Raw genomic sequence first — 26,511 nt, forward strand, 5'->3', positions numbered from 1 at the left:
GGACCGCCGATGCGCGCGCTGTTTCGTTCCCCGGCCGTCGCGGTGGCGCTGCTGGCCTGCACGCTCGCGCTGGCCCTGCTGGGCATGCGCGGGATCTGGGACGCCGACGAAGGCCGTTACTCCAATGTCGCGCTGAACATGCTGCACAGCGGCGACTGGCTCACGCCCCGGCGCAGCCAGGACGTGGCGCAATGGACCAAGCCGCCGCTGACCTATTGGGCGATCGCCGCCAGCGTCGCCGTGTTCGGGCCGTCGCCGTGGGCGGCGCGGCTGCCGTCGGCGTTGGCCTACCTGCTGTGCGTGTTGCTGGCCTGGCGCCTGGCCGCGCGGTTGTTCCCCGAGCGCCCCGACCTGCCGGCGCAGGCCGCGCTGCTCTACGCGACCATGCTGGCGCCGTTCGGCGCGGCGCAATGGATTTCCACCGATTTCCTGCTCGCCGCCTGCGAGACCCTGGCGGTGTGGGCCTTCGTCGAAGCGCGGGCGCATCCGCCCGGCCAGGGCAAGCGCTGGATCGCGGCGATGTGGGCCGGTTTCGCGCTGGCGTTCATGACCAAGGGACCGCCCGGGTTGCTGCCGTTGCCGGCCCTGCTGCTGTTCAACGCGGTGACGCCGGGGCCGCCACGGCGCGCGCTGCAACTCTCCGGCATCGCGCTGTTCACGGTGCTGGCGCTGCCCTGGTACCTGGCGGTGATCCATGGCCATCCCGGCTTGCTGCAGTACTTCGTCGGCGACGAGGTGGTCAAGCGCGTGGCCAGCGATGCGTTCGGGCGCAACGCGCAGTGGTATGGCTGGGCGGTGGCGTATGCGCCGATCCTGGTCCTGGGCACGCTGCCGTGGACGCCGGCGCTGGCGCGCTGGGCCTGGCAACTGCCGCGGCAGTTGCGGCAGTGGTGGTGCACGCCGGCACAGCGCCTGCAGCAGGCCGCGCCGCTGCTGCTGACGCTGTGGCTGCTGCTGCCGCTGCTGGTGCTGTGCCTGTCGCGCTCGCGGCTGCCGCTGTACGTGCTGCCGCTGTTCGTGCCGCTGGCGCTGCTGGCGGCGTGGCAGCGCGCGCAGGAAGGCCGCGCGCCGTGGCGCTGGCCGTGGCTGCTGGGCTGGTGCGGGCTGCTGCTGGCGCTCGCGCTGGCGTTGGCGCTGCTGCCCACGCACAAGGACGCCGGCGCCTGGGCGCAGGCGATCGCCCAGCGTGCCGGCGCGCCGGTGCGCGAGGTGGTGTTTGTCGAGGACATGGCGCGCTACGGCCTGCGCCTGGAACTGGGCGCGCAGGTGCGCAAGATCCGCCTGGACGCCTTGCCCGATGCGCCGCGCTTCGGTCCCGAGTACGACGCCGACCTGACCACGGTCTTGCGGCAACCCCGCGCCGACCGCGTGTGGGTGTGCAAGGACGACGCCTGGCCGCAGGTGGCCGCGCGCATCGCCGCGCAGGGCGCGCGGGCGCAGGCGCTGGGGACGCCCTACCAGGGGCGGGTGCTGTTCCGGGTGCTGCCCGGCTCAGTCGCCGCGGCGGCGGATCGGGATCGCTGACAGCGGCACCGCGGCGATCTCACCGCCGCCCTCGCGGATCGGCGCACCCGGCGGCGGCGCCCAGGCATGCGCGTAGATCACTTCCCAGGTGCTGGGCAGGGTGCCGTCGGCCTGGCGCAGCGGTTCGTAGGCGGCGCTGGCGGCGGCGAAGCGGCCGCGCCCGGTGAGGGTGTGGCGGCGCGCCTGCAGCGCGTTGGTGGCGCCGATCGCGCGCAGTTCGCGCATCAACGCGGCGAGGTCCGGATAGGTCAGGTTGAACACGTCGCGGTCCAGCACCGGATCGCGGAAGCCCGACAGCATCAGCGCATCGCCGAACTGCGCGATCGGCGCGAAGTGGCTCACGTGCGGCGTGGTGCGGTCGGCCTGGGCGAAGGCCTCGCGCAGCTCGATCAGCGTATCCGGGCCGAAGCTGGAACACAGCAGCAGGCCGCCGGGGCGCAGCACGCGGCGAAAGCCGGCGAACACCGCCGGCAGGTCCTCGACCCACTGCAGGCACAGATTGCTGAAGATCACATCGACGCTGTGCTCGGCCAGCGGCAGCGCGCGCGCGTCGGCGCAGACGCGGCCGAACGGCTTCCACCAGCCGGCCTGGCGCTTGGCCTGCTGCAGCATCGGCAGGGCCTGGTCGAGCGCGATCACCTGCGCGCGCGGCCAGCGCTTCTTCATCGCCGCGGCGGCATGCGCCGGGCCGCTGCCCACGTCCAGCACCACCTGCGGCACGCGGTCGCCGAGGTAGTCCAGCGATTCCAGCAAGCGCCCCTGCACCTCGCGCTGCAGGGCCGCGGCCGCGTCGTAGCTGGCGGCGGCACGGGCGAACGCGCGGCGGATGTGCTGGGAGTCGAACGCGGAAGGATCCATCGGCGCATTATCGCCGCGCGCGTCCCGCCGCGGCCAGCGGTGGGACGCGGATCACCGCGTTCCGCACCTCGCGCCGACCTGTGGCGCAGCTGCGGCTGCGCATCCCGACTCCCCAATCCCCAATCCCCAATCCCGGCGCTTCAGAACGTCCCCGGATAGCTGCCGCCGTCGAGCAACAGGTTCTGCCCGCTCAGGTAGCCGGCCTGTGCGCTGCACAGGAAGGCGCAGGCCGCGCCGAATTCCTCGGCGGTGCCGAAGCGCCCGGCCGGAATCTGCCGGCGCTTGCGCTCGGCCAGCGCGGCGGGGTCGATACCCTCGCGCTGTGCGGCGTGGGCGATGTTGCCGCGCAGCCGGTCGGTGTCGAACTGCCCCGGCAGCAGGTTGTTGATGGTGACGTTGTGCGCCACCGTGCGCCGCGCCAGCCCGGCGACGAAGCCGGTGAGGCCGGCACGCGCGCCGTTGGACAGGCCCAGGCTGTCGATCGGCGCCTTCACCGCCGCCGAGGTGATGTTGACGATGCGGCCGAAACCGCGCGCCTGCATCGCATCGACGGTGGCGCGGATCAGCGCGATCGGCGCCAGCATGTTGGCGTCGAGCGCGCGCAGCCAGTCCTCGCGTTCCCACTCGCGGAAATCGCCGGGCGGCGGGCCGCCGGCGTTGTTGATCAGGATGTCGACCTGCGGACAGGCGGCCAGTGCGGCGGCGCGTCCGGCCTCGGTGGCGATGTCCGCCGCCACCGCGACCACCTCGCCGCCGCCGTCGAGCGCGCGCAGTTGCGCCGCCGCCCTATCCAGCCCGGCCTGGCCGCGCGCCACGATCGTCACGTGCACGCCCTCGCGGGCCAGCGCCTGCGCGCAGCCCAGTCCCAGCCCCTTGCTCGCGGCGCAGACCAGCGCCCATTTGCCGGCGATTCCCAGGTCCATGCTTGCACTCCGGTTCGAAGGAGCCGCGATGATCGGACATCGTGGCTGCGGCGGCCAGCGTCACACCGCGACTGCAGGACAGTTGCGCGCGCAGGACAAGTGCAGGAGCGAGTTCGCTGCGCTGTGTTTGGCTGCCATGCGTGGCGACTGGAGTGGCTCCCACGGGATGGGCCGGGCATCCTCGTGGGAGGGACTTCAGTCCCGACGACGGAGGGTGTCGGCCGGCTTTCTGCTTCGCTTGTCGCGGCGGCACGACAGTTGAGTCCCAGGGCGGAGACGCTTGCGTCTTTCTGACGTCGGTGCGGGTCGCGTGATGCGTTGTGGGAGTCAACTGTCATGTAGCGCGCGACGCACGAGACGGTGTGCGCTTTCCGATGGCGCAATGCGTCGGGACTGAAGTCCCTCCCACAGTGCACCCGGCGGGCTCGCCGCAAGCGCCTGTAGGAGCGGCTTCAGCCGCGACCCGACGCAACGGGCGCGTCGCGGCTGAAGCCGCTCCTACGACAGCATCGTGGAACGCGCGGCGCGACGCCGCTAGTTCAGCGTCGCCAGGAATCCGCGCAGCGCCTCGGCGACGGTGTCGGCATGACCGAGGAACGGGGCGTGGCCACCGCCGGCGATGGTCAGCGCGCGTGCGTTGGGCGCCAGCGCCGCGGCGGCGTCCATGCCCGCCGGCGGGACCAGGCGGTCGCGCTGGCCGCCGATCCACAGGCTGGGCACGCGCAGGCCGGGCAGGGCGCGGCGCAGGTCGGTGCGCTCCAGCAGGGTCAGGCCATCCTGCAGCACGTGCGGGTCGGGCGCGCCGCGGGCGTCGAGCGCGGCGCGCAGGCTGCGCAGTTCGGCGCGCGCATGCGCCGAGCCGAGCGTGTCCAGCGCCAGGAAGCGTTCGAGGGTGCCGCGGTAGTCCTCGGCGAGATCGCGGCCGAACTGTTCGAACACCTGCGGTTCTACTGCGTGCGGCCAGTCGCTGCCGCGCACGAAACGCGGCGTCGCCGCGAGCATCGCCAGCCCGCGCACCTGCGGCTGGGTGGCGGCGGCGTGCAGCGCGAACAGCCCGCCCAACGACCAGCCCAGCCACACCGCCGGCGGCGTGGCCGCGGCGATCGCGCTGACCACGTGCGGCAGCGCCAACGGCGTGTCGTCGCCGCGGCTGTGGCCATGCCCGGGCAGGTCCACCAGGTGCAGGCGGTACTGCGCCGACAGGCGCTCCACCAGCGGCGCGAAGATGCCGCCGTTCAACGCCCAGCCGTGCAGCAGGACCAGATCGGGGCCCTGCCCCAGGGTGTCGATATGCATCGTCGTCCGTCGTCGCGAAGAAACCGGAAAGAGCGGCGTCGGCCGCCGCGTCAGTGCGCCGCGCGCCGCGCCAGCACCTGCGGCAGCAGCAGGCGCCACTGCCGGCGCGGATAGTCGCGGGTACGCCAGGCCGACCAGCGATGCGCGCCGCGGCGCTGCTGGATCGCCGCGCTCAGCCAGTCGCCGTCGATGCCCTGCCAGGCGCCGGCCGGCGTCAGCAGGTTGGGCGCCAGCCGCGGATGCACGTCGTCGCGCAGCATCTGCCACAGCGCCTCGGTGGCGAACGGCGAGGCGGCGAGCACGGCGGCGATGTGCGGATGCTGCGCGTGCACCGCTGTGTCCAGGTACAACTCCGACAGCGCGTCCCACACCTTGCGCCGCGCCGCGAGTCCGGCGTCGCTCACGCCGGCAGGCCGGGCGGATGCGCGGCCACGCGATCGCGGGCCAGCGCCAGCGCATCCAGCAGCGCCTGCACCTGCGCCGGCGTGTGCAGCGCCGACAGGGTCACGCGCAGCCGCGACTTGCCTTCCGGCACCGTCGGCGGGCGGATCGCCGAGACCAGGTAGCCGGCCTGTTCCAGCGCCGCCGACCACGCCAGCGCGGTGCGCTCCTCGCCGCACAGCAGCGGCTGGATCGGCGTGTCCGAGGCCATCAGTTCCAGACCATGGCGACGCGCGCCGCCGCGGAACAGGGCGATCAGTTCGACCAGGCGCTCGCGCCGCCATTGGTCGCGCCGCGCCAGCTTGACCGCCGCCAGCGACGCGGCGGCCTGCGCCGGCGGCAGCGCGGTGGTGTACAGATACGGCCGCGCGGTTTCGGCCAGATGCCGGACCAGCGCTGCATCGCCGACCACCGCGGCGCCGTAGCCGCCCAGCGCCTTGCCCAGGGTCACCAGTTGCAGCGGGATGTCGTCGACCCCCAGGCCGGCCTCGGCGACGCTGCCGCGCCCATGCGGACCGACCACGCCGACGCCGTGCGCGTCGTCCACGTACAGCAGCGCCTGTTGCGTGCGCGCCACCAGCGCCAGCGAGCGCAGCGGCGCGCTGTCGCCGTCCATGCTGAACACGCCATCGGTGGCCAGCATCGCCGCGCCGTCGGCGGCGTGCTTGAGCTGGCGCATCGCGCCTTCGGCATCCAGGTGAGGGTAGCGGCGCAGGCGGCAGCCGGCCAGGCGGCTGGCGTCGAGCAGGCTGGCGTGGTTGAGCCGGTCCTGCACGCACACGTCTTCTTCCTCGCTCAACAGCGCCTGCTGCACCGCCAGGTTGGCGATGAAGCCGCTGCCGAACAGCAGCGCCTGCGGATAGCCGAGCCAGTCGGCGATCTCGCGTTCCAGCGCCTCGTGCAGCGCGTGGTGGCCGCACACCAGGTGCGAGGCGGTGGCGCCGGCGCCCTCGCGCGCGGCCGCGTCCTGCAGGGCGGCGACCACTTCGAACTGCTGCGCCAGGCCCAGGTAGTCGTTGCTGCAGAAGCCGGTCAGCCAGCGGCCGTCCACTTCCAGGCGCACGCCGTCGCGGCGGCCGACGCTGCGGCGCACGCGCAGGCGCCCCTGCGCGTCGCGCAAGGCGCGCGCGGACTGGATGCGGTCGTGCAGGTCGGGACGGGCCATGGGCGCGGGACGGGCAACGGGCCGGTTAGCGTAGCGCGTCCCCGGCCGGGCCGGGCGCCGCCGGCGATGGACGGCCGGATCGGCGGACGGACGCGCGGCGGGGACTCAGACCAGGGCGGCGGCGATCGCCGGCGTGGGCGGGGCGGTGATGTCCGCATGCACGGTGCCGGGATGGTCGTGCGCATCGGCGTCCACCATCACCTGCATCGGCCGCAGCCCCAGCTGCGCGAACAGCGCCTGGTCGCGCGCGGTGTCCGGGTTGCCGGTGGTCAGCAGCTTCTCGCCGTAGAAGATCGAGTTGGCGCCGGCGCAGAAGCACAGCGCCTGCAGCTCGTCGCTCATGCTCTCGCGCCCGGCCGACAGCCGCACCATCGCCCGCGGCATCGCGATGCGCGCCACCGCGATCGTGCGCACGAACTCGAACGGGTCCAGCTCGACCGTGCCGTGCAGCGGGGTGCCGGCGACCTGCACCAGGCGGTTGATCGGCACCGAATCCGGATGCACCGGCAGGTTGGCCAGCGCCTGCAGCAGGCCGGCGCGCTGGTCGCGCGACTCGCCCATGCCGACGATGCCGCCGCAGCAGGTCTTCAGGCCGGCGTCGCGCACATGGGTCAGCGTGTCCAGGCGGTCCTGGTACTGGCGGGTGTGGATGATCGAGTCGTAGAAATCCGGCGCGGTGTCCAGATTGTGGTTGTAGTAGTCCAGCCCGGCCGCCTTCAGCGCCTGCGCCTGGGTGCCGTCGAGCATGCCCAGGGTGGCGCAGGTCTCCAGGCCCAGCGCCTTCACCTCGCGGATCATCTCCGCCACCTTCGGGATGTCGCGGTCCTTGGGCGAGCGCCAGGCCGCGCCCATGCAGAACCGCGAGGCGCCGGCGGCCTTGGCCTGGCGCGCCTTGTCCAGCACCGCCTCGGTGCTCATCAGCTTCTGCGCTTCCACGCCGGTGGCGTAACGCTGCGCCTGCGGGCAGTACGCGCAGTCTTCCGGGCAACCGCCGGTCTTCACCGACAGCAGCGTCGAGACCTGCACCTGCGCCGGATCGAAGTGCTCGCGGTGCACGGCGGCGGCGCGGTGCAGCAGCTCCGGGAACGGCAGATCGAACAGGGCGAGCAATTCCTGGCGTTGCCAGTCGTGTCGGACGACAGCGGACATGGGGGTTTCCTGACGGTCAGCGGCTGGGAAAGCGGGCAGTCTGGTGAGCATGCAAAGTCCTGTCAACTTCATGGGCGCTTGTTTGGTTGACGGCGGCTGGCGGTGGCTGCAGCGCCGCCTGTTGCCGGAACGCTGTCTGGTCTGTGGCGAGCCCGGCGTGCCGGGCCTGGACCTGTGTGTGGCCTGTCGCGACGGCGTGCCGTGGAATGCGGCCGCCTGCTGCCGCTGTGCACTGCCGCTGCCGGCGCTGGATGCCGAGCAGGCCTGCGGCGCGTGCCAGCGCCGGCCGCCGCCGCTGGAGCGGGTCGCCAGCGCCTGCGTGTACGCCGCACCGGTCGATGGGCTGTTGCGCCGCTTCAAGTTCCACCAGGACCTGGCGGCCGGGCGCCTGCTCGCCGCACTGCTGCAGGCACGCTGCGCGGCGTTGCCGCGGCCGCAGGCGCTGCTGCCGGTGCCGCTGCATCCGGCCCGGTTGCGTCAGCGTGGCTACGACCAGGCCCTGGAACTGGCGAAGCCGCTGGCGCGCGCACTGGCGCTGCCGCTGTGCCTGGACCTGCAGCGGGTGCGGGCGACCGCGGCGCAGTCCGAACTGGACGCCCGCGCACGTCGGCGCAATCTGCGCGGCGCGTTCGCGGTGCCGGCCTCGGCGGTGCTGCCGGCGCACGTGGCCCTGGTCGACGACGTGATGACCACCGGCGCGACCCTGCACGCCGCGGCACAGGCGCTGCGCCGTGCCGGCGTCGAACGGGTCGATGCGTGGGTGGTGGCGCGGGTGCCGTGAGCGTGCTGCGTCTATCGCACGCGGGTGCAGACGGCTCGGCTCGGCCGGAAAGCGCGCGCGTCAGGGCGCGCTGCCTGTCGCGCGAGGCATGGCGGGACGCGCCGCGTTGCGTGCGCATCGGCCGACCTGCCGCAGCGGCGATCCGGCAGGGGGCTGCGCGCATGAACGGTCCGCAGGCGCCCCCGGCCTTATGATCGTGACGAGGCCAACAATGAAGGAGCTTGCGATGCGCTGGAAGGCTTTGGGTCTGTCGATGACGCTGTGTGTCTTCGCTGTCGCCGGGTGCGGGTATGGCAAGGCACCGGATGTCGCCGCCGCCATCCCGGTCAAGGCGAAGATCGAATGGCGTCTGGCCAGCCATGCGCCCACCCCCGACGCTGTCCAGGCCGACTACCACGGACAGCCTGTGTACCTGGCGCCGCAGGCGTTGCTGGTCGTCGAGGAGGCGGCGACCGTCGCGCCCGCCGACAACGGCGATGGCCAGCCAGCGCTGGATCTGCGCTTTCCTGGACATGGCCAGCGCCTGACCCGGGCCACCGAGCAGAACGTCGGCAAGCCGATCGCACTGCTGGCCGACGGCCAGGTGCTGACCGTGGCCACGATCATGGCGCCGCTGCCGGGGGACAGCCTGCGGATCAGTGGGTTGCAGGACATGCAGGAGCAGCAGCGGGTGCTGGCGTTGTTGACCCACGCGCCGGCCGCGGCCGCACCAGCGCAGGATGCCAAGCGCTAGAACGCGCTGGTGAGATGGGGAGCGGCCGATGCCACATCCTGGCCTGGCCCTGCGCGGGCTGCGCCTGGACGCGGCCATGTCGGCACTGCGCGTTGGGGTGCCGGCCCGTTGCGGGGGCTTGGGGCACGTTTCGGCGCGCGCTGCGCGTGATCGATGACAGGCCCTAGGCTGCGCGCAGCGCCAGCGCCACGGCGATGCCGGCGAAGACCGCCAGGCCGACCCAGTTGTTGTGCAGGAAGGCGCGGAAGCACGCCGCGCGTTCGCGGTGCCGGGCCATGCGGAACTCGGCGACCACCAGCAGTGCCGCCACGCCCAGGCCGACCCAGTACCAGATGCCCAGGTCCGCGCGCTGGCCGACGAAGGCCAGGGCGACGAACATCAGCGCGTACAGCACGCCCTGGATGACCAGATCCAGTTCGCCGAACAAGATCGCGGTGGACTTGGAGCCGGCGCGCAGGTCGTCCTCGCGATCGACCATCGCATACCAGGTGTCGTAGGCGGTGGCCCACAGGATGTTGGTCGCGTACAGCAGCCAGGCCAGCGCCGGCACCTCGCCGCGCACCGCGGCGAAGGCCATCGGGATCCCCCAGCCGAAGGCCATGCCCAGGTAGACCTGCGGCAGGTAGGTGTAGCGCTTGAGGTAGGGATAGCTGGCGGCCAGTAGCAGCCCGATCACGCTCAGGCCGATGGTCAGCGCGTTCATGGTCAGCACCAGCGCGAACGCCACCAGCATCAGCACCGCGAACACCGCCAGCGCTTCGCGGCCGCTGACCGCACCGGTGGCCAGCGGCCGGCTGCGGGTGCGCTCGACCTGCGGGTCCAGCCAGCGGTCGGCATAGTCGTTGATCACGCAGCCGGCCGAGCGGGTCAGCCAGACCCCGGCGGTGAACACGCACAGCGTCCACAGCGGCGGCACCCCGTCGGCGGCCAGCCACAGCGCCCACCAGGTCGGCCACAGCAGCAGCAGCGCGCCGATCGGCCGGTCGCCGCGCAGCAGCTTCCAGTACTGGCCCAGGCGCGCGCGCGGCGGCAGCGCGGCAGGCGTCTCGTAGCGTTCGTAACCCATCGCGCAAGGGTAGCAGCCGCATCGTGTGGACGGCAGCACGCGATGTCGTGCCGTTGGCCTGCGCTCCGCGCGGTAGCTGCGGGAGCGCGAGGTGTCGGTGCCGCTTGCAGGTCTACAGATGCGCTCTGGCAGTCTGTCCGGCGCCAGCCTGTGGATGCTCCCCCCGGGCCGGGCATGGTCGGCCCCGGCGTCGCCTGTGCGTCGCGCACGTCTTGCCTACGAGCGGCGCGGCCTGGTCGGAACGCCCGCGGGGGCGCTGCCGCAGGGAGTTGCGCCCGGGGGAGACGCGGCCGACGAATGCCGTTAGAATGCGCGTCCGTTGCGCCCGTAGCTCAGCCGGATAGAGTAGTGGCTTCCGAAGCCATTGGTCGGGGGTTCGAATCCCTCCGGGCGCGCCATCCAGTCTTGCTCCCTGCTTCCTCCGCACCGTCTTTCCGACGATCGCGTGCCCGGCAAACAGATCCGCTGACGCCGCAGCGCGCATGCCAGCGGCACGGCTATCGTATGCGCATGCCTGCGCTCGTCTTCCCCATTCCTGCTCTTGGGCCTGCCCATTCCGCCGCCTGCTGCGCGGCAGAGGTCGGCATCGGCGACCCGTGCCCGCGCGTCGGGCGGGTGGCGCAGATCCGCGCACGGGCATGACCATGCAACGCACCGCCAGTCCTCGGGCGCCCCTGCCCAAGCCGGCCGTGCGCCGGCTCGGCGCGGACGACGCGCTGGCCTATCTGCGGGTGGGCGAGGGCGCGCCGGTGCTGCTGGTGCACGGGGCGCTGTGCGACTACCGCTACTGGGCGCCGCAGCTGCGTGGCCTGGCCGATCGTTTCCAGCTCAGTGCGTTGAGCCTGGGCCAGTACTACCCTCGGCTGCCGTCGGCGGCGCGCCATGCGTTCGGCTGGCGCTGGCATGCCCGGCAGCTTGCCGCCTTCATTGCCGAGGAGCCGCGCCCGGTGCATCTGGTCGGCCACTCCCGCGGCGCCGCCGTGGCCTGGCAGGCGGCGCTGCTGCGGCCCGAGGCCATCGCCAGCCTGACCCTGTTCGATCCTGGCGGTCCGCAACCGCAGGGCCTGTCGCCGGAGGTGCAGGCGGTCCGCGCGCAGGCGATCGCGCTGCTGCAGGACGGCCAGGTCGAGGCCGGCCTGGCATGCTTCGTCGACTCGGTCAGCCAGCCCGGCGCCTGGGCACGCAGCAGCGCGAGCTTCCGGCAGATGGTCCGCGACAACGCGCAGACCCTGGTGCCGCAGATCGCCGATGCGCTGCCGGCGTACCGGCCCGAGCAGGCGGCGGCGCTGGCGATGCCGGTGCTGCTGGTCGCCGGCGAGCACAGTCCGGCGCAGTACCACGACAACGCCGCGGCCCTGGCCGGGTGGCTGCCGGATGCGCAGTTGCAGTTACTCGCCGGCGCCTCCCACGGCATGACGTTTACCCACGCGCGGCGCTGCAATGGGCTGATCGCCGACGCGATTGCCGCTGCCGAAAGCGGGTCTTGAACGCGCCGTCCCGCGGCGCCGCGGCGTGGAACATTGGGCGCTGGTCGATTATCTAGACAAGAAGCGTGACCCGCTAATATTTATCCTGGCTCTATTCGTTTCGCGGATGTTCGGAAAATGACCGGGAAACGTTTTGAGTTTTGCGCAGGGCCTGCTGGGGCCTGTCAGAAACCGGTTATAAATCGCTTTTCCGCGAACCTCGAGTGAAGCGTTACGCACGGTCACGATGAGACGCGCGTTGCAGGATGGAACTATTTAAAGTTCAAGCGTTGACAGTGACTGCGCGGTCGATGAGGTTGGTGTCGAACGCGCTATCGCCGCGCTACACAAGACGCCATCGCGTTCCACGCACGACCAACAGCCGCAGTTGCCACTTTCTCAAATCAGCTCAGGGGATTCCGTCATGAACATGATCCGGATGCACGCACGCGTGCATGCTTTAGCGATCGCCGCCCTCGCGTTTCCTGCCACACTGCTTGCGCCAGATGCGGTGGCGCAGGCGATCGGCACGTTTCCGCCGATCGAAACCAGTATTTCGCTTCCGCACGATGAGGCCGCGCACCGCCAGCCGGCCGAATGGTGGTATATGACCGGCTTTCTGGACGGTACCGACCCGTCCGGCGGAAAACATTCGTACGCGTACGAAATGGTCGTGTTTCAGATCGATGGCGTGGCCAATACGCCGCCGGTCTACGATGCGCATTTTGCGATCTCGGATCTGGATCGCGGCGATTTCCGCTTCAAGAAGCAGGTGACCACCGGTCCGTTCACCACCTCGACCGACCGTTTCGATCTCGATGTCGCCGGCTTCCAGATGGGCGGATCGATGGGCAGTTACTACGCCAAGGCCGCGCCCGCCGATCTGGATTACGCCATCGACCTCAGCACGCAGGCGCTGCAGAAACCGACCTTGAACGGTACCAATGGCGTGGAAACCTACGGCGATTTCATCTCTCCGTATTATTCCTTCAACGTCAATGCCACCAGCGGCACGGTGTGGGACCACGGCGTGCCGGTCAAGGTCACCGGGACCTCCTGGTACGACCACGAATGGGCCAACGGCATTCCCGGCGACGCCAACAGTGGCTGGACCTGGTTCGGCGTTTCGCTGGACGACAACAGCCAGTACAACATCAGTTTCTTCATGAAGGGCGACGGCACGGTGGATCAGGCGCTCGCCGTCAAGACCGCCGACGGCCACTACGCGCCGGTCGATCCCGCCGCGCTCAAGCTTGAGCGGATCGGCAGCTGGACCAGTCCGCATACCGGCTACACCTATCCGGCGCAGTGGAAGGTCACCTTGCCCGACGGCGCAATCACCATTACCCCGATGCTGCAGGACGCCGAACTGTATGCGCCGGCCACGCAGAAGTTCTATTTCGAAGGACCCGCCAAGGTGGCGGGCACCCTGGCCGGAAAATCCATTACCGGCAAGGCGTTCGCGGAAATGAATCCCTGGGGCGTGGAGTGGGGCGCGCGCATCCTGCCTTGACCTCGCCGCATCGCATCCAATCAGTACGACATCCGTCATTCATTCGAGGAAATCACAATGAATCTCTCTGCAAGAACGTTCGGGCGCTTCCGTGGCTGGCTCGCCGCGGCCATGGTCATCGTGTGCGGGCTCTCGTCCGCGCCCGCGGCGGCGCAAGTCTTCGAAGAACCTGCGCCGGTGCAATTGCCGCGCGACGAAGGCCCGCACCACAGCCAGTTGGAATGGTGGTATTTCGTCGGCCATCTGTACGGCGTCGATCCCAGCGGCGCCAAGCGCGAATTCGGTTACGAGGTCACCGTGTTCCAGTTGTGGCCGATCGGCTCCGGGCCGGCCACCTACTCCTGGCATTTCGCGGTCACCGACGTGAACAACAAGCTGCACAAGGTGGAAGAGCGCGTCGTCTCCGAACAGATCCCGGACCAGCAGGGATCGTTCAACTTCACCAACGACGGCTGGTCGATCAGCGGGTCGCAGCAGAACTATGCGATCAAGGGCGCGCTCAGCGACGGGCGCTTCGCCATCGACCTCAAGACCAGCAGCGACATGCCTTTCGTCCTGCATAACGGCAACGGCGTGGTGGACTATCGGCCCATCGCCAAGACCTCGGCCTACTACTCGTCCACGGCGCTGGATACGGAAGGCACGGTCTACGACAACGGCGTGCCGATCAAGATCGTCGGCACCTCGTGGCAGGACCGCCAGTGGTTCGTCAAGGGCATGGCCTCCGACGAGAACGGCTCGTTCTTCGGCGGCGGCTGGAACTGGTTCGCCATCCAGCTCGATAACGACACGCAGTACATGCTGTATTACCTGCAGGATCCCAACACCGGCGCCATCACCAACAAGTTCGGCACGCGCGTGTCCAAGGGCGTGGCGACGCCGGTGTCCGGCAGCGAGATGGACCTGCAGCGGCTCGCGACCTGGACCAGCCCGAATTCCGGCTACACCTACGAGTCGAAGTGGAACGTGATCCTGCCCGAGGGCAATCTGCTCATCACCCCGTTGGTCGACGACCAGGAGATGCTGTGGACCGGTCACCGCACGTACTGGGAAGGCGCCTCGCAGGTGGTCGGCACCCTCAACGGCAACGACGTCACCGGCCGCAGCTACGTCGAGGTCAATCCGTGGCGGCAGCCGTACACGTCGCTGCCCTGAACGCCGCGATGTAGCCGCAGCAACCTTGTTCCAGGCGGAGACATCCGCCTGGAACAGCGGCGTGTGTGACGTCGGCAGTGGTGCTGGTACATGACGCGGCCATGGCCACGCCGGTGCTGGCAGAGGATGCGGCCGCCGCCTCGCGATTGCGCAGGTGGGGCAGGACAGGTGCGATGTAGTGCCAGGGGCACGTGCGCGATCTCGCAGGAACGGCGGTGTTCCCCGCGTCGTGCCGGGCTGCTTGGGGCCAGTTGTAGGAGTCAACTGTCATGCCCCAGCGATAACCGGAGGAGCGTACGGGGCCTGATCGCGCGCGATGGCATTGAGCCAGCGCAGGAACTTGTGCATGCAGGCGACGATGGCGACCTTGGCCGGCTTGCCGGCCGCGCGCAAGCGCGCGTAGGTGTTGGCCAAGGGGGATTTGGCGCGGATGCTGGCCCAGGTGGCCATGTACAGCACGCCTCGCACGTCGGCACGGCCGCCTTTGATGCGACGTTGGCCTTTCCAGCAGCCGCTGTCGTGATTGAACGGGGCCAGCCCGACCAGGGCGGCGAGCTTGCGTGGCGGCAGCGTGCCCAGCTCTGGCAACCGCGCGGCCAGGACCGCGCGCAGGATCGTGCCGAGCCCAGGCACCTTGGGCAAGCTCGAGCAGGTCTTGCCCTGCTGCTCGATCTCCTGCGTCAATGTCTGGATCTGCTGGTTCAGCAGGGCGACCACCTCTCGGCAGCGGCGTTGCACCTTGGCGCTGGTGATGTGCTCCAGGCGCCGCCGATGGGCATCGCGCTGGCCCACCAGGGTGGCGCGTAGGTCCAGCAGTTCGCGCAGGGACTGAAGATGCTCGGGCACCACGGTCGTGGGCGTGGCCGGGATGTGCTGGGCGGCGATGGCCAGCAGGCGCGCGTCCAGGGCGTCGGTCTTGGCCTGCAGGCCCAAGGCTTGGGCTAGCTTGCGCGGACGATCGGCGGCCATCCGCACTGCCGGCAGGTCCGCCTCTCGGAGTACCTGCAGCACGGCATGTTCGTAGCCGCCACTGGCTTCCAGCACGATCCGCTCGCAGCCCAGCGCCGCCAGGCGTTGGGCCAGCGCACGCTGCCCCTGTGGCGTATTGGGTTGGGTCCAGGCCTGCTCGTCCGGCAGGACATGAATGACCAGTTCGGCCTTGGATACATCGATCCCGACATAGCGCCGCATAGACGTTCTCCGCAGTAGACTCAGGAACGAGAGCACTCCTGCCGATGCCCATGCTTGTGGAGTTCGAGCTCGCGACTCGGGCAACTGTTCGGGCTGATGAGGCAGGAGATACGGGGTGCGGCGGCGCTGACTCCTACTCGTGCTTGCTGGCACTGCGGCTAAACGGCCTGCCGCACTCCGCTCTCACCTATAACGATAGACCCTCATTTGACACAAGCGGCTTCAGCCGCGACACGCTTCCGCGGGAATGTCCGTCGCGGCGGGAGGGCGCCTCTGATCACCTGCTTTCGCCACACGCAAGCCGGATCCAGGTTGCCGTGTGGAAACGGCTTCAGCCGCGACAGGCTTTACTGGGAACGTCCTGTCGCGGCTGAAGCCGCTCCTACGACTTGTTTCCCGTCGTTATTCGGGCTGCTCTGAAGCCATTCCCAGACGACAGGCCGCCGGCCCTGCGGCTTGAGTTCGCAGAGGAGTGAGTGCGTCGGACGTGGTGCGGGCGGTACCCCCACATTGCCCGCATCCATTCGGTCCAAATACCAGAGGGGCGACGGTCCTAGGCGCTACGTGCCACCGGCGCCGGCTCGCCGCGATCCAGTTGCCGGTAGGCGATGGCTTCGGTCAGGTGCGCAGTGGCGATGGCATCGCTGGCGTCCAGGTCGGCGATGGTGCGCGCCACGCGCAGGATGCGGTGCAGCGAGCGTGCCGATAGCCGCAGGCGCTCGATGGCCTGTTCCAGCAAGGCCTCGTCGCGCGGCTGCAGGCGACAGTCGCGCAAGGTCTCGCTGTGGCCGAGCTGGCCGTTGGGCCGGCCGGCCCGGCGCTGTTGCCGCTGCCGCGCCAGCTCGACGCGCTCGCGCACGGCGGCGCTGGTTTCGCCGGGCGGCGCATCGGCGCGCAGCGCCTGCGGGGGGAGCCGCGGCACTTCCACGTGCAGGTCGATGCGATCCAGCAGCGGGCCGGAGATGCGCGCGCGATAGCGCCGCACCGCCTCCTCGCTGCAGCGGCAGCGGCCGCTGGGGTCGCCGGCCCAGCCGCAGGGGCAGGGATTCATCGCCGCCACCAACTGGAAGCGCGCGGGAAACTCGGCGCTGCGCGCCGCGCGCGACACGGTCACCTGGCCGGACTCCAGCGGTTCGCGCAGCACTTCCAGGGCATGCCGGTTCCACTCGGGCAACTCGTCCAGGAACAGCACGCCGTGGTGCGCCAGGGAGATCTCGCCAGGGCGCGGATGGGTGCCGCCGCCGACCAGCGACACCGCGCTGGCGGTGTGGTGCGGCGCGCGGTACGGGCGTTGCCGCCAGCGCGCCGGATCCAGGCCGCGGCCGCTGACCGAGGCGATGGCGGCGCTCTCCAGCGCCTCGGCCTCGCTGGCCGCGGGCAGGATCCCGGGCAGGCGCGAGGCCAGCAGGGTCTTGCCGCAGCCGGGGCTGCCGATCAGCAGCAGGTGGTGATGTCCGGCCGCGGCGATCTCCAGGGCGCGCCGCGCCTGCGCCTGGCCGCGCACGTCGCTCAGGTCGGGAAAGGGCGCGGCGACGGCCGGCGGTGCCGTCGCCGCGGGCAGGGTCTTGCTGCCGTTGAGCAACCCGCAGACCTCCAGCAGGGTCCGCGCGGTGAACGCCTGCACGTGTTGCGCCAGTGCGGCCTCGGCGCCGTTGTCGGCCGGCACGATCAGGGTACGTCCTGCCTGTGCCGCGGCCAGCGCGGCCGGCAGGACGCCGTCGACTGGGCGCAATTCGCCGGTCAGGGCCAGTTCGCCGAGGAATTCGTATTGGCCGAGCCCCTGCGGGTCGAGCTGGCCGGCGGCGGCGAGGATGCCCAGCGCGATCGGCAGGTCGAAGCGGCCGCCCTCCTTGGGCAGGTCGGCCGGGGCCAGGTTGACGGTGATCCGCCGTGCCGGGAATTCGTACTGCGCGCACAGCAGCGCGGCGCGGACCCGATCGCGCGACTCGCGCACCGCCGCCTCGGGCAGGCCGACGATCTGGGTGGCCGGCAGGCCGCCGGACAGATGGACTTCGACCCGAACCGGAGGCGCAAGCACCCCCGCGCGGGCACGGCTGTGCACCAGCGCCAGGCTCATGGTGGCGGGTGGATCAGGGCGTGGGGCTGGGCGTCTGCCCGTTGCGCGCCGCTTCCAGCGCGGCGACGCTGCGCTCCAGCGCTTCGAGCTTCTCGCGGGTCCGCAGCAGCACCGCGCGCTGTACTTCGAACTCCTCGCGGGTGACCAGGTCGAGCTTGCCCAGCCCGGCCTGCAGCGCGCTCTTGAAGGTGCTCTGCAGTTCGTCGCGGGATTGGCGCAGACCCGGCGGCACCAGGTCGCTGAGGCGGCGGGCGAGGTCGTCGAGATGGTTGAGGTCGATCATGGCTGTGCTCCGGCAGGTGGCGTCAGACTGCGGCACCCGGCAGGTCGGGACCATCGGGATCGGACGCGGCGCGCTGTCGGAAAATTCCGGCGTTGGGGGCGCGCGGCCATTGAACCCGACGGCCGCCGATCGCGCAACCGCGCTATCCTGAGGCCATTGTGATTGGAGAACGCCGCATGAAGATGATCATGGCCGTGATCAAGCCGTTCAAGCTCGACGATGTGCGCGAAGCGCTCGCCGCGCAGGGCGTGGCCGGCATCACCGTCACCGAGGTCAAGGGCTTCGGCCGGCAGAAGGGCCATACCGAGCTGTACCGCGGCGCCGAGTACGTGGTCGATTTCCTGCCCAAGGTGAAGCTGGAAGTGGCGGTCAGCGAGGACCAGGTCGAGCGCGTGGTCGAGGCCATCGTCAAGGCCGCCGCTACCGGCAAGATCGGCGACGGCAAGGTGTTCGTCTACGACCTGGGCACAGTGGTGCGGATCCGCACCGGCGAACTGGATGCGGACGCGCTGTAGCGCGCTCGCCGCACCTGCGTCGGCATGGCATGGGCGCGGTGCAGGGGCGGCTTCAGCCGCGACGTGATCTCACCGGTAAGGCCCATCGCGACGGAAGGGTGCCTCCAATCTCTTCGGGACGTGTCCTGTAGGAGCGGCTTCAGCCGCGACGGGGCGTTCCCGGTGAAGCCCGTCGCGGCTGAAGCCGCTCCTACAGGCGTGGGTTTCATGCCTGTCGGAGGCTGCCGCCGCGTGGCGGACCCGTTGGATGGGCCAAGGACGCGTGCGCCAGGCGCCGGCTCAGGCGCCAACGTAGCCGCGGCCGAGGGTGAGCCAGAACGTCGCCACCACCACCGGCGCCGCCACGACGATCGTCGCGCGGCTGGACGGCAGCGGCAACGGTGCGCGCGACGCCTTGCCGAAGGCCCGGACAGCGCCGGCGATCCGAGGCATCGGCGCAGGCCATGCGCGCCGATGCCAGGGGCCTCGCCTTAGGCGCCCAGCGCCTCGGCCACGAACGGCGGCAGCACCTGGGTGCCGGTGTGCAGGTGCGCGCTGTAATAGCGGGTGGCGAACGGCTTGGCCGCGGCGTCGTCCTGGCGGAAGTCGAAGCCGCCCTGCTTGCGCGCCATGGTCACGCTCCACCAGCCGGTCGGGTAGCACGGCTGCGGGAACGGCACGGTGTGGAAGCTGGCGAAGCCGGCCTTGCCCATCTCCGCGCGCATTTCCTTGATCAGGTCCAGCAGCGCCAGCGGCGATTCGGACTGCTGCACCAGGATGCCGTCGTCCTTCAGCGCCTTGAAGCAGCTCTCGTAGAAGGCCTTGTTGAACAGGCCTTCGGCCGGGCCGACCGGGTCGGTGGAGTCGACGATGACGATGTCCACGCTGCCGGCCGGGCAGTTGGCCATGTAGGCCACGCCGTCGTCGAACAGCAGCTCGGCGCGCGGGTCGGCATTGGATTCGCACAGCTCCGGGAAGTACTTCTCGGCCATGCGCGTGACCTGCTCGTCGATGTCGCACTGGGTGGCGCTCTCCACGCCCGGGTGCTTGAGCACTTCGCGCAGGGTGCCGCAGTCGCCGCCGCCGATGATCACCACGCGCTTGGGCGCGGCGTGGGTGAACAGCGCCGGGTGGCTGATCATCTCGTGGTAGAAGAAGTTGTCGCGCGTGGTCAGCATCACCGCGCCGTCGATCACCATCAGCTTGCCCCAGTCGGTGGTGTCGTAGATCTCGATTTTCTGGAACGGCGACTGCACCTCGTCCAGCTTGCCGGTGATGCGGTAGCCGATGGCCGAGCCGGTGGGCTGGAAGTGTTCGATGTACCAGTTGTCGTTGGCGCTCATGCGGAATGTCCTAGGAAAGCAATGAAGAATGCAGCGTTTCCTTCTCCCCCCGGGAGAAGGTGGCGCGAAGCGCCGGATGAGGGTCGGGCGCAGCTTCGTGTAGCCAAGCCACGCGACGCTGCTACCAGATCCTCTCCGGATGAGGGTCGGGCGCAGCCTCGTGTAGCCAAGCCACGCGACGCTGTTGCCACCCCCTCTCCGGATGAGATCAGGATCGGGCGCAGCCTGGTGCAGTCGGACCGCGCCAGGCGCCCGCGCACCCGGCCCGGCTCCAGCCGGAGCCGAGGGCGTCGGAACGGCGCGGATTGTAACGGACCCCACGCGTAGCAGGGGTTACAATCCACGCCCTTTTTCCCTCAGCCGAGCCGCCACGATGAGCGATTGGTCCCTCGACCAAGCCCGCAAGACCTACTCGATCCCGCACTGGGCCGACGGGTACTTCGACGTGGACGCGGCCGGCCGGGTGGTGGTGCGGCCGCAGGGCGCCGACGGCGTGGCGATCGCGCTGCCGGAGGTGGTGGACGCCGCGCGCGCGGCCGGCGCCAAGCTGCCGATGCTGGTGCGCTTCCCCGACATCCTCGGCGAGCGCCTGGGCAAGCTGCAGGCCGCCTTCGCCCAGGCGCAGGCCGACTGGGACTACGCCGGCGGCTACACCGCGGTGTACCCGATCAAGGTCAACCAGCACCGCGGCGTGGCCGGCACCCTGGCCAGCCACCAGGGCGAGGGCTTCGGCCTGGAGGCGGGCAGCAAGCCGGAACTGATGGCGGTGCTGGCGCTGTCGCGGCCGGGCGGGCTGATCGTGTGCAACGGCTACAAGGACCGCGAATACATCCGCCTGGCGCTGATCGGGCGCAAGCTCGGGCTGCAGACCTTCATCGTCATCGAGAAGCCGTCGGAGCTGACGCTGGTGCTGGAGGAGGCGCGCGCGCTGGACGTGAAGCCGGGCCTGGGCGTGCGCATGCGGCTGGCCTCGCTGGGCGCGGGCAAGTGGCAGAACAGCGGCGGCGACAAGGCCAAGTTCGGGCTGTCGCCGCGGCAGGTGCTGGACCTGTGGAAGACCCTGCGCGACACCGAGTACGCCGACGCGCTGAACCTGCTGCACTTCCACATGGGCTCGCAGATCTCCAACGTGCGCGACATCGCCAACGGCATGCGCGAGGCCACCCGCTATTTCGTCGAACTCTCCAAGCTGGGCGCGAAGATCAGCCACGTCGACGTCGGCGGCGGCCTGGGCATCGACTACGAAGGCACCCGTTCGCGCAGCTACTGCTCGATCAACTACGGCCTGCATTCCTACGCCAGCAACATCGTGCAGCCGCTGGCCGGCGCCTGCGAGGAGCACGGCTTGGCGCCGCCGCGCATCGTCACCGAGTGCGGACGCGCAATGACCGCGCACCACGCGGTGCTGATCGCCAACGTGTCCGAGGTGGAGCAGGCGCCGGAAGGCCGCGTGCCGGACGCGCACGACGACGAACCGGCGGCGATCCGCCACCTGCGCGAGATCCATGCCGAACTGGACCAGCGCCCGGCGGTGGAACTGTTCCAGGAGGCGCAGCACTTCCATGCCGAAGGCCTCAGCGGCTACGCCCTGGGCCAGATCGACCTGACCCATCGCGCGCGCATCGACGATCTGTTCTACGCCATCGCCCATGGCGTGCGGGCGCGGCTGAGCCACGAGGAAAAGAGCCACCGCCCGGTGCTCGACGAGCTCAACGAGCGCCTGGTCGACAAGTACTTCGTCAACTTCAGCGTGTTCGAATCGATTCCCGACGTGTGGGCGATCGACCAGGTGTTCCCGATCGTGCCGATCGAGCGCCTGAACGAGGCGCCGGCGCGGCGCGGCGTGGTCTGCGACATGACCTGCGATTCCGACGGCATGGTCAAGACCTACGTCGAGAACGAAAGCCTGGACAGCTCGCTGCCGCTGCATGCGCTGCGCCCGGGCGAGAGCTACCGCATCGGTTTCTTCCTGGTCGGCGCCTACCAGGAGATCCTGGGTGACATCCACAACCTGTTCGGCGACACCGACGCGGTGGAAGTGGCGGTGGACGGCGACGGCTACCGCATCGCCCAGCAGCGCCGCGGCGACACCACCGACGTGATGCTGGATTACGTCGGCTACCGCCTGGACGAGCTGCGCGCGGCCTACGCCGAACGCGTGGCCGCCGCGCAGCTGCCGGCCGCGCAGGCCGCGCAACTGGCCGACGCGCTCGAGGCCGGCCTGACCGGCTACACCTACCTGTCGGACGAACCGCTGGGCTGAGTGCGCGCGGGACTGGCGCCAGCGCCGGCGTCCGCCAGTAAGCCCCTCTCCCCTCGGGAGAGGGGGTGGGGTGAGGGGACGTCCCGCGCACGCGAGCATGGGGTTGGTCGCTTGGCGCCGCGGCTGCGTCCTTCAGGCGCGATCGCACGGGCGCCGGTGCACCGCGTCCGCCGCAGATGGCGGCGCAGCCAGTAAGCTGCGCGCTTCCCGCCGCCACCTTCCCGCGATGCGCTATCCCGGCCTCGACCTGCTGCGCGCCATCGCCATCGTCTGGGTGATGCTGTTCCACTCCTTCGTGGTCGGTGGGCTGGGCCCGGACTGGCAGTGGCTGTCGCGCGATGGCTGGATGGGCGTGGACCTGTTCTTCGTGCTCAGCGGCTTCCTGATCGGCGGCCAGGTGCTGGCGCCGCTGGCGCGTGGCGAGCGGCTGCGCTACGGCGATTTCTACCGCCGCCGCGCCTATCGCATCCTGCCGGCGTACGCGGTGGTGCTGGCGCTGTACCTGGCCTGGCCGGGCTTTCGCGAAGCGCCCGGGATCGCGCCGTGGTGGCTGTTCGCCAGCTTCACCCTCAACCTCGGCATCGACTACGCCAACCAGCAGGCGTTCTCGCATGCCTGGTCGCTGTGCGTGGAAGAGCATTTCTACCTGGTGTTCCCGCTGCTGGCGGCGTGGATGCTGCGGCGGCCGTCGGCGCCGCGTTTCGTGGCGCTTTGCGTGGCCGTGGTGGTCGGTGGGATCGCCCTGCGCAGCGCCATCTGGCTGCACGACAGCGCGCTGCATCGCATCGGCGCCGGGCTGCAGCGCAACTGGTTCATCGAGGATCTCTACTACCCCACCTGGAACCGCCTGGACGGCCTGCTGGCCGGCGTGGTGCTGGCGGTGCTGAAGACCTTCCGGCCGCAGCACTGGCAGCGCCTGCAGCGCCACGCCAGCGCCGTGGCGCTGGCCGGCATCGCGGTCTGCGCGCTGGCGACGTGGCTGTTCCGCGACCGGACCGGCCTGCTCGCCAATGCGATCGGCTGGCCGGTGCTGTCGCTGGGGCTGGCGCTGCTGGTCGGCGCCGGCGCCTCCACGCAGGGATGGCTGGGGCGTTGCCGGGTGCCGGGCGTGGCCTGGCTGGCCGCGGTGTCCTACAGCCTGTACCTGAGCCACAAGGCCGCGTTCCATCTGACCCAGGTGTGGTTCGGTGCGCAACTGGACGGGCGCGGGCCGCTCGCCTTCGCCGTCTATGCCGGCATGGCGCTGGCGTTCGCGGCGGTGCTGTATTACGCGGTGGAGCGGCCGTTCCTGCGCCTGCGCGCGCGGCGCAGCGTTCCCGCGCCGGTCGCGCTGCGCGCAAGCTGACGTCCGGCCGCTACGTCCTCATCCGCGCGCTGCCAGTGCCGCATGCGCGGCCTGCAGGCGCTGTTGCACGATCTCCGCCAGTCGCGCCACCGCCGGCGGCGGCGTGGCGACCGCGCGGTGCAGGGTCAGCCCCAGCGCCGGCAGCGTCGGCAGGCCGCCGGCGCCGGGCGCCAGCAGGGTCAGTGCGGCCGGCACGCCGGCCGGGGTGCGCAGGGTGATGCCCAAGCCAGCGCGGACCGCGGCCCACACGCCGGCGAGGCTGGCGCTGGTGAAGGCGATGCGCCACGGGATGCCGGCGCGGTCCAGTGCGGTGGTCGCGGCGCTGCGCAACAGGCACGGCGCTTCCAGCATCACCAGCGGCAGCGGCGCGTCGCCGCTCCAGGCCAGTGCGGACGAGAGGCCGGGTGCGGCGGCGATCCAGCGCAGCGGCCAGGGCGCCTGCGCCTGACAGTGCGCCGACGCGGCGCCGGACTCCCAGGCCAGGGCCAGGTCCAGTTGCCCGGCCTCCACCCGCGCCAGCAGCTCCTGGTGGCGGGCGATGCGCGCTTCGATCCGCACCTGCGGGTGGGCGCGGGCGAAACGCCCCAGCACGTCCGGCAGCATGTGCTCGCCGAAGTCCTCCTGCAGCCCCAGCCGCACCCAGCCTTGCAGCGCGGTGTCCTGCAGGGCCACGACCGCCTCGTCGTTGAGCTCGAGCAGCCGCCGCGCGTAGCCCAGCAACGCTTCGCCGGCCTCGGTCAGGGCCAGGCCGCGGCCCTGGCGGCGCAGCACCGGCTGCCCGGCCTGCTCCTCCAGCTTCTTCAACTGCGCGCTGATCGCCGAGGTGGAACGCCCGCGGCGGTCGGCCGCCTTGGCGAAGCTGCCCAGCTCCACGCCGGCGACGAAGCTGCGCAGCGCGTCGAGGTCGAAGGTGGTGGGGCGCATCGGTCGATCCTGCTTTTCCGGATGGTCGTTTCGATATTTTCCGATTTTTCGGAAGATTGTGCGCGACTAGGCTGTGCCCGTTCCCCATGCGAGGCCTTCCCGATGTCCGACCCCAGCACGCCGTTTCCCTCTCCCCAGGCCGCGTTCGGCGACATCGCGCCGGCGTTCGCCCGCCTGACCGACGAGGTGCTGTTCGCCCAGGTGTGGCAGCGCCCGGGGCTGTCGCCGCGCGAACGCAGCCTGGTCACGGTGGCCGCGCTGGTCGCGCTGTATCGGCTGGAGCAGTTGCCGTTTCACCTGGCGCGCGCGCTGGACAACGGGCTCGACCGCGAGGCCCTGGCCGAAGCCATCACCCATCTGGCCTTCTACGCCGGCTGGCCGTGCGCGGCGTCGGCGCTGCCGTTGCTGCGCGCCGCCGCCGCGGCGCGGCCGGCCACGACGGAGGCGCGCTGATGCCGTACGCCCGCGTTTCGCTGCTGCGCGGCAACACGCCCGCCTACCTGCGCGCGCTGTCGGCCAGCCTCTACCAGGCCATGCACGAGGCTTTCGAGGTGCCGGCCGGCGACTGTTTCCAGGTCATCCACCAGCACGACCCGGACGAACTGGTGTTCGACCGCCACTACCTGGGCGGGCCGCGCTCGGCCGGCTTCGTGCTGATCGCCATCACCGCCGGCCGCGAACGCAGCGCCGCCTGCAAGCAGGCGTTCTACCGGCGCCTGGTCGAGCTGCTGGCGATCGCGCCGGGGATCACGCCGGAGGACGTGATGGTCACCATCGTCACCACCGACGCGCAGGATTGGTCCTTCGGCGGCGGTCGCGCCGGCATCGCCGCCAGCGGAGCGCCGGCATGATCGCCATGCAGTACAGCATCGCGTTGCCGGCGGACTACGACATGGCGATCATCCGCCGCCGCATCGCCGACAAGGGGCCGTTGCTGGACACGCTGCCGGGGCTGGGGTTCAAGGCCTACCTGGTCGCCGATCGCCGCGATCCGGTCCTGCCCGGCCGGCAGAACCTGTATGCGCCGTTCTATCTGTGGCGCGATGCGGCGGCGATGCATGCGTTCCTCGCCGGTCCCGCGTTCGCCGCGTTGTGCGAGGCCTTCGGCCGCCCGGCGGTGCAGTCGTGGATGGTCGGGACGGCGTGGACGTCGGCGGCGCTGCGTACGGCGCGTTACGCCACCCGTGAGCTTGAGGCACCCTCGCTTGCCTTGGAGCACGACACCGACGACGGGCACGCGCCGAGCGAACACCTGCTGGCCACGGTGCGCGGTTACGAACCGCAGGGATGGACGCGGCTGCGGTTTCGCCTGTGGCGCGACCCGCCGGCGGCAGAGGACCAGGCACAGCGCTATGCCGTGCATCACCTCAGCGTACCTGGCGCGATCGCCGCTGCCGGGTGAGCCGGCGGCGGCGTTGCACGCTCAGTACATGTTCTTCTTGTAGTCGGTCTGCAGGCCCTTGCGGACCACGCCGGGCACCGAGACCGCCGCACGCAGCAGCGTGGCCTGGGCGCCGCGCTCGCCGCTGTGCCTGACGTGGTCGCGGAAGATCGCCGGCGGGTCCAGCTCGTGTGCGATGGCGGCGGGCGGCCAGTTGTCGAAGCGGCCCAGCGCGGGGCTGTGGGTGTCGTCGAGCACCGCCGGCAGCACCCGCACCGCCAGATGCGGAACGCGTTCATCGACCGCGAGCGCGGTGCGGATCGCCGCGTCGGTGCTGGGGCGGGCGAGCCCTTCGATGCGCACGCAGCGCGCGCTGCCCGGGCGCAGCGCCAGCAGCGCGATCTGCGGCTGCGATAGCAGATTGCCCAGGCTGTCGACGCGGCGATTGCCCGGCCGGTCGGCGAACCACCAGGCATCGCCGTGGGCCTGCAGCAAGGCCCCGGCGCGATCGCCGCGCGGGCTGACATCGACGCGGCCTTCGGCATCGGCGGTGGCCAGGACCAGCAGCCGGCAGCTGGCGAGAAACCGCTCGACCGTGTCCGCCGACGCATCCTCGTGCGGGTCCGCGGCACGCCACCAGTCGGCGCGGAGCAGCGCCTTGGCGCAGTGCAGATAGCATTCCTCGACGGCGACGAACAACCGCGCGCCGTCGTCGCCGGCGATGCGGCCGTTGATCCGCAGGGTCTCGCCCAGGCCGGGCACCAGGAACAGCGAACCGAAGCCGGCCCCGACCTGGGTGTCCGCCGCGTCCAGCGCCTGCAGCGGAATCGACAGCAGATGCGGGGTGTCGCCGCGCGCGAAGCCGGGCGCGCCGCTGCCGGCGCTCAGCGTCAGCCGCTGGCCGGCAACGCCGGCGAACAGCAAAGGACTGGCGGCGAGCCAGCGCAGTGCGTGCACATCCAGGTGGTCGATCACCTTCATGTCGCGCGGGCCGGGCAGGCGGCCCACGCAGTCCTGCAGCTGTGCCGCGTCGGTGATGAAGTCGGTCATCGCCGCGGCTCCCGCAAGGGAAGGGCGACGTGGTCGAGCGGAGAAGGAGAGAGCATCGCAAGGCACTCCGGTGAACGAGCGGGAGGCTTG

26 protein-coding genes and 1 tRNA gene are annotated in these 26,511 nt (G+C 70.8%); 13 read left to right on the top strand and 14 right to left on the bottom strand.

The genetic code is table 11. The features are described from left to right. The first annotated feature begins 9 nt into the window (after positions 1 to 9). On the top strand, positions 10 to 1,524 hold the full coding sequence (locus NKJ47_RS02805; RefSeq protein WP_254460040.1) for an ArnT family glycosyltransferase: 1,515 nt from the start codon (positions 10 to 12) through the stop codon (positions 1,522 to 1,524). Here NKJ47_RS02805 and bioC read toward each other — a convergent pair. From bioC to bioB, 6 genes are all read right to left on the bottom strand, one after another. Next, positions 1,492 to 2,382: a malonyl-ACP O-methyltransferase BioC gene (bioC, locus tag NKJ47_RS02810; RefSeq protein WP_254460041.1), complete on the bottom strand. Its 891-nt coding sequence runs from the start codon at positions 2,380 to 2,382 to the stop codon at positions 1,492 to 1,494. The two genes, NKJ47_RS02805 and bioC, sit on opposite strands and share 33 nt — an antisense overlap. 140 nt (positions 2,383 to 2,522) lie before the next feature. Beyond that, positions 2,523 to 3,305 carry an SDR family oxidoreductase gene (locus NKJ47_RS02815; RefSeq protein WP_254460042.1) on the bottom strand — a complete coding sequence of 261 codons (783 nt, stop codon included), beginning with the start codon at positions 3,303 to 3,305 and terminating at the stop codon, positions 2,523 to 2,525. 534 nt (positions 3,306 to 3,839) lie between these two features. Then, a complete protein-coding gene (gene bioH / locus NKJ47_RS02820; protein ID WP_254460043.1) occupies positions 3,840 to 4,601 on the bottom strand; it encodes a pimeloyl-ACP methyl ester esterase BioH in 762 nt (253 codons plus the stop codon). Positions 4,602 to 4,651: 50 nt separating this feature from the next. Next, complete coding sequence (locus tag NKJ47_RS02825) at positions 4,652 to 5,005, bottom strand: DUF7079 family protein (RefSeq protein WP_254460044.1); 354 nt, start codon at positions 5,003 to 5,005, stop codon at positions 4,652 to 4,654. Next, entirely contained in the window at positions 5,002 to 6,207 is a 1,206-nt protein-coding gene (gene bioF, locus NKJ47_RS02830) for an 8-amino-7-oxononanoate synthase (RefSeq protein WP_254460045.1), read from the bottom strand. Before bioF ends, NKJ47_RS02825 begins: the two co-directional genes overlap by 4 nt. A 105-nt stretch (positions 6,208 to 6,312) precedes the next feature. Further along, positions 6,313 to 7,356, bottom strand: coding sequence for a biotin synthase BioB (gene bioB / locus NKJ47_RS02835; RefSeq protein WP_254460046.1), 1,044 nt, complete (start codon positions 7,354 to 7,356; stop codon positions 6,313 to 6,315). Between the two features lie 49 nt (positions 7,357 to 7,405). On the opposite strand from bioB, the gene NKJ47_RS02840 reads away from it, so the two are divergent. Together NKJ47_RS02840 and NKJ47_RS02845 are read left to right on the top strand one after the other, a co-directional pair. Then, positions 7,406 to 8,137, top strand: coding sequence for a ComF family protein (locus NKJ47_RS02840; RefSeq protein WP_429002481.1), 732 nt, complete (start codon positions 7,406 to 7,408; stop codon positions 8,135 to 8,137). Positions 8,138 to 8,348: 211 nt separating this feature from the next. Next, positions 8,349 to 8,870 (top strand): SecDF P1 head subdomain-containing protein, encoded by a 522-nt coding sequence (locus tag NKJ47_RS02845; RefSeq protein ID WP_254460047.1) that lies wholly within the window; start codon positions 8,349 to 8,351, stop codon positions 8,868 to 8,870. 163 nt (positions 8,871 to 9,033) lie between these two features. Here the strand turns inward: NKJ47_RS02845 and ubiA are convergent, their stop codons facing one another. Continuing rightward, complete coding sequence (gene ubiA, locus NKJ47_RS02850; protein ID WP_254460048.1) at positions 9,034 to 9,936, bottom strand: 4-hydroxybenzoate octaprenyltransferase; 903 nt, start codon at positions 9,934 to 9,936, stop codon at positions 9,034 to 9,036. 321 nt (positions 9,937 to 10,257) lie between these two features. Between ubiA and NKJ47_RS02855 the strand changes: the two genes are divergently transcribed. The 4 genes from NKJ47_RS02855 (at position 10,258) to NKJ47_RS02870 (ending at position 14,070) form a co-directional block, all read left to right on the top strand. After that, positions 10,258 to 10,334 (top strand) — tRNA-Arg (locus NKJ47_RS02855). A gap of 246 nt (positions 10,335 to 10,580) precedes the next feature. Next, positions 10,581 to 11,423 (top strand): alpha/beta fold hydrolase, encoded by an 843-nt coding sequence (locus NKJ47_RS02860; protein ID WP_343237532.1) that lies wholly within the window; start codon positions 10,581 to 10,583, stop codon positions 11,421 to 11,423. Between the two features lie 403 nt (positions 11,424 to 11,826). Then, positions 11,827 to 12,915: a carotenoid 1,2-hydratase gene (locus NKJ47_RS02865; protein ID WP_254460050.1), complete on the top strand. Its 1,089-nt coding sequence runs from the start codon at positions 11,827 to 11,829 to the stop codon at positions 12,913 to 12,915. A 57-nt stretch (positions 12,916 to 12,972) separates the two neighbouring features. Continuing rightward, positions 12,973 to 14,070 carry a lipocalin-like domain-containing protein gene (locus NKJ47_RS02870; RefSeq protein ID WP_254460051.1) on the top strand — a complete coding sequence of 366 codons (1,098 nt, stop codon included), beginning with the start codon at positions 12,973 to 12,975 and terminating at the stop codon, positions 14,068 to 14,070. Between the two features lie 267 nt (positions 14,071 to 14,337). Here the strand turns inward: NKJ47_RS02870 and NKJ47_RS02875 are convergent, their stop codons facing one another. The 3 genes from NKJ47_RS02875 to ubiK form a co-directional block, all read right to left on the bottom strand. Continuing rightward, complete coding sequence (locus NKJ47_RS02875; protein WP_254458495.1) at positions 14,338 to 15,261, bottom strand: IS110 family transposase; 924 nt, start codon at positions 15,259 to 15,261, stop codon at positions 14,338 to 14,340. 553 nt (positions 15,262 to 15,814) lie between these two features. Then, a complete protein-coding gene (locus NKJ47_RS02880; protein ID WP_254460052.1) occupies positions 15,815 to 17,338 on the bottom strand; it encodes a YifB family Mg chelatase-like AAA ATPase in 1,524 nt (507 codons plus the stop codon). Between the two features lie 13 nt (positions 17,339 to 17,351). Next, entirely contained in the window at positions 17,352 to 17,621 is a 270-nt protein-coding gene (ubiK, locus tag NKJ47_RS02885; protein WP_254460053.1) for a ubiquinone biosynthesis accessory factor UbiK, read from the bottom strand. A gap of 176 nt (positions 17,622 to 17,797) precedes the next feature. Between ubiK and NKJ47_RS02890 the strand changes: the two genes are divergently transcribed. Continuing rightward, on the top strand, positions 17,798 to 18,136 hold the full coding sequence (locus tag NKJ47_RS02890; RefSeq protein ID WP_010341856.1) for a P-II family nitrogen regulator: 339 nt from the start codon (positions 17,798 to 17,800) through the stop codon (positions 18,134 to 18,136). 279 nt (positions 18,137 to 18,415) lie between these two features. On the opposite strand, the gene NKJ47_RS02895 is transcribed toward NKJ47_RS02890, so the two are convergent. After that, a complete protein-coding gene (locus NKJ47_RS02895; RefSeq protein ID WP_254460054.1) occupies positions 18,416 to 18,568 on the bottom strand; it encodes a hypothetical protein in 153 nt (50 codons plus the stop codon). A 38-nt stretch (positions 18,569 to 18,606) separates the two neighbouring features. Continuing rightward, complete coding sequence (gene speE, locus NKJ47_RS02900) at positions 18,607 to 19,458, bottom strand: polyamine aminopropyltransferase (protein ID WP_254460055.1); 852 nt, start codon at positions 19,456 to 19,458, stop codon at positions 18,607 to 18,609. Between the two features lie 373 nt (positions 19,459 to 19,831). On the opposite strand from speE, the gene speA reads away from it, so the two are divergent. Together speA and NKJ47_RS02910 are read left to right on the top strand one after the other, a co-directional pair. Beyond that, on the top strand, positions 19,832 to 21,721 hold the full coding sequence (gene speA, locus NKJ47_RS02905) for an arginine decarboxylase (protein ID WP_254460056.1): 1,890 nt from the start codon (positions 19,832 to 19,834) through the stop codon (positions 21,719 to 21,721). Between the two features lie 226 nt (positions 21,722 to 21,947). Next, entirely contained in the window at positions 21,948 to 23,066 is a 1,119-nt protein-coding gene (locus NKJ47_RS02910; protein ID WP_254460057.1) for an acyltransferase family protein, read from the top strand. An 18-nt stretch (positions 23,067 to 23,084) separates the two neighbouring features. Here NKJ47_RS02910 and NKJ47_RS02915 read toward each other — a convergent pair whose 3' ends face one another. Then, positions 23,085 to 23,990 (bottom strand): LysR substrate-binding domain-containing protein, encoded by a 906-nt coding sequence (locus NKJ47_RS02915; RefSeq protein ID WP_254460058.1) that lies wholly within the window; start codon positions 23,988 to 23,990, stop codon positions 23,085 to 23,087. Positions 23,991 to 24,092: 102 nt separating this feature from the next. On the opposite strand from NKJ47_RS02915, the gene NKJ47_RS02920 reads away from it, so the two are divergent. Genes NKJ47_RS02920 through NKJ47_RS02930 form a run of 3 tightly spaced genes read left to right on the top strand, consistent with a single transcriptional unit; the run spans position 24,093 to position 25,392 of the window. After that, positions 24,093 to 24,443: a carboxymuconolactone decarboxylase family protein gene (locus NKJ47_RS02920; RefSeq protein WP_254460059.1), complete on the top strand. Its 351-nt coding sequence runs from the start codon at positions 24,093 to 24,095 to the stop codon at positions 24,441 to 24,443. After that, entirely contained in the window at positions 24,443 to 24,841 is a 399-nt protein-coding gene (locus NKJ47_RS02925; RefSeq protein ID WP_254460060.1) for a tautomerase family protein, read from the top strand. The genes NKJ47_RS02920 and NKJ47_RS02925 overlap by 1 nt, the downstream gene beginning before the upstream one ends. Then, a complete protein-coding gene (locus NKJ47_RS02930; RefSeq protein ID WP_254460061.1) occupies positions 24,838 to 25,392 on the top strand; it encodes a DUF4865 family protein in 555 nt (184 codons plus the stop codon). The genes NKJ47_RS02925 and NKJ47_RS02930 overlap by 4 nt, the downstream gene beginning before the upstream one ends. 21 nt (positions 25,393 to 25,413) lie before the next feature. Here NKJ47_RS02930 and NKJ47_RS02935 read toward each other — a convergent pair whose 3' ends face one another. After that, a complete protein-coding gene (locus NKJ47_RS02935) occupies positions 25,414 to 26,421 on the bottom strand; it encodes a pyridoxamine 5'-phosphate oxidase family protein (RefSeq protein WP_254460062.1) in 1,008 nt (335 codons plus the stop codon). Positions 26,422 to 26,511: the final 90 nt, after the last annotated feature.

Origin of the sequence: Xanthomonas sacchari (assembly GCF_024266585.1) — a bacterium.
GTDB lineage: Bacteria > Pseudomonadota > Gammaproteobacteria > Xanthomonadales > Xanthomonadaceae > Xanthomonas_A > Xanthomonas_A sacchari_C.